The organism is Acetivibrio straminisolvens JCM 21531 (genome assembly GCF_000521465.1).
GTDB lineage: Bacteria > Bacillota > Clostridia > Acetivibrionales > Acetivibrionaceae > Hungateiclostridium > Hungateiclostridium straminisolvens.
In genome coordinates this window covers 1-1,393 of record NZ_BAVR01000153.1, presented here as the reverse complement: position 1 = coordinate 1,393, position 1,393 = coordinate 1, and the positions used below count along the sequence as shown (strand labels likewise).

1 protein-coding gene is annotated in these 1,393 nt (G+C 30.6%); it reads left to right on the top strand.

The annotated features are described in order from the left end of the window. The first annotated feature begins 111 nt into the window (after positions 1–111). The gene (locus tag JCM21531_RS17205; RefSeq protein ID WP_038291657.1) at positions 112–1,335 is read left to right on the top strand and encodes an ISL3 family transposase; all 1,224 of its coding nucleotides are present in this window, start codon (positions 112–114) and stop codon (positions 1,333–1,335) included. The last annotated feature ends 58 nt before the right edge of the window (positions 1,336–1,393 follow it).

Sequence of the window (1,393 nt, the reverse complement as noted above, 5' to 3'; positions counted from 1 at the left end):
GGTGCTTCGCTATTTTGTGTGGGTAAATGATATGTAAAAATACAACTTTTATGGAAGTACAAAATGTTATATAATATATGCACATAATGAAATAGAAGGAATGGTGCATATATGTTTAACCAAGAATCTTTATTTACAGCAGCATTAATGATAAAAGAACCCTTATACGTAAAAAAAGTAGAATTTGATAAAGAAACAGGTGAACTTCATATTTATATAGATTTTAGAGCAGGTTCAAAATTTGAATGTCCAATATGCGGTGCGGAAGGTTTACCAGTACATGATACACACGAAAAAACGTGGAGACATCTAAATTTTTTTCAATACAAAGCATTTATACATTTTCGTAATCCCAGAAGTAAATGCCCTGATCACGGAATACATCTTGTTTCTACTCCATGGGGTTCTGGAACAGGATTTACTTTATTGTTCGAAGCGTTAATATTGCAACTTGCTATGAGTATGTCAGTAAAAAAAATAGCAGAGTTAGTAGGTGAAAATGATACAAGGATTTGGAGATTGATTCAAAGGCATGTTAATAATTCTTATGCTGTTGAAGATTATTCTGATGTTAAAAAAATAGGTATAGACGAAACTGCTAGTAAAAGAGGTCATAACTATGTAACAGTATTTGTGGATATGGACGAATCAAAAGTGATTTATGCAACTGAGGGAAAAGATTCTGAAACGATTAAAAGGTTTAAAGAAGAAATGCCGTATCATAATTGCAATCCTCAACAAATAGAAAATATTAGTTCAGATATGTCGCCTGCATTTAAGAAAGGATGTTTAGAAAACTTTCCATGGGCAGTTGTAACATTTGATAAATTTCATGTTATAAAACTAATGAATGAAGCGGTTGACAAAGTCAGAAGAATGGAACAAAAATTTGAGCCAGACTTAAAGTCAACAAGATTTTTATGGTTATATAATCAAGATAATCTTAAACAAGAACAATTAGAAAAACTTGAAACACTTAAAAATACAAATTTAAAGACTGCCAAAGCATATCAATTGAAATTGACCTTACAAGAAATATACGAAAATGCAACGGATAGAATAGAAGCAATGATTATTTTAAAAAAGTGGTACAATTGGGCAGTACGATGCAGGTTAGAACCTATTGTTGCCTTTGCTAAAACTTTGAAAAATAATTGGGCCGGAATTATAAATTATTTTGATACAAAACTTACAAATGCAGTTCTTGAGGGAATAAATAGTATTATACAAACTGTTAGATCAAGAGCTAGAGGTTTTCGAAATATTGAAAACTTTATTGCTATGATATATCTTTTGGCTGGAAAGTTAACATACAATTTTTCCAGTAATAAATGAAAATTTAGCGGAATTAATTAACTAATTAGTGTGTTTACCCACACAAAATAGCGAAGCG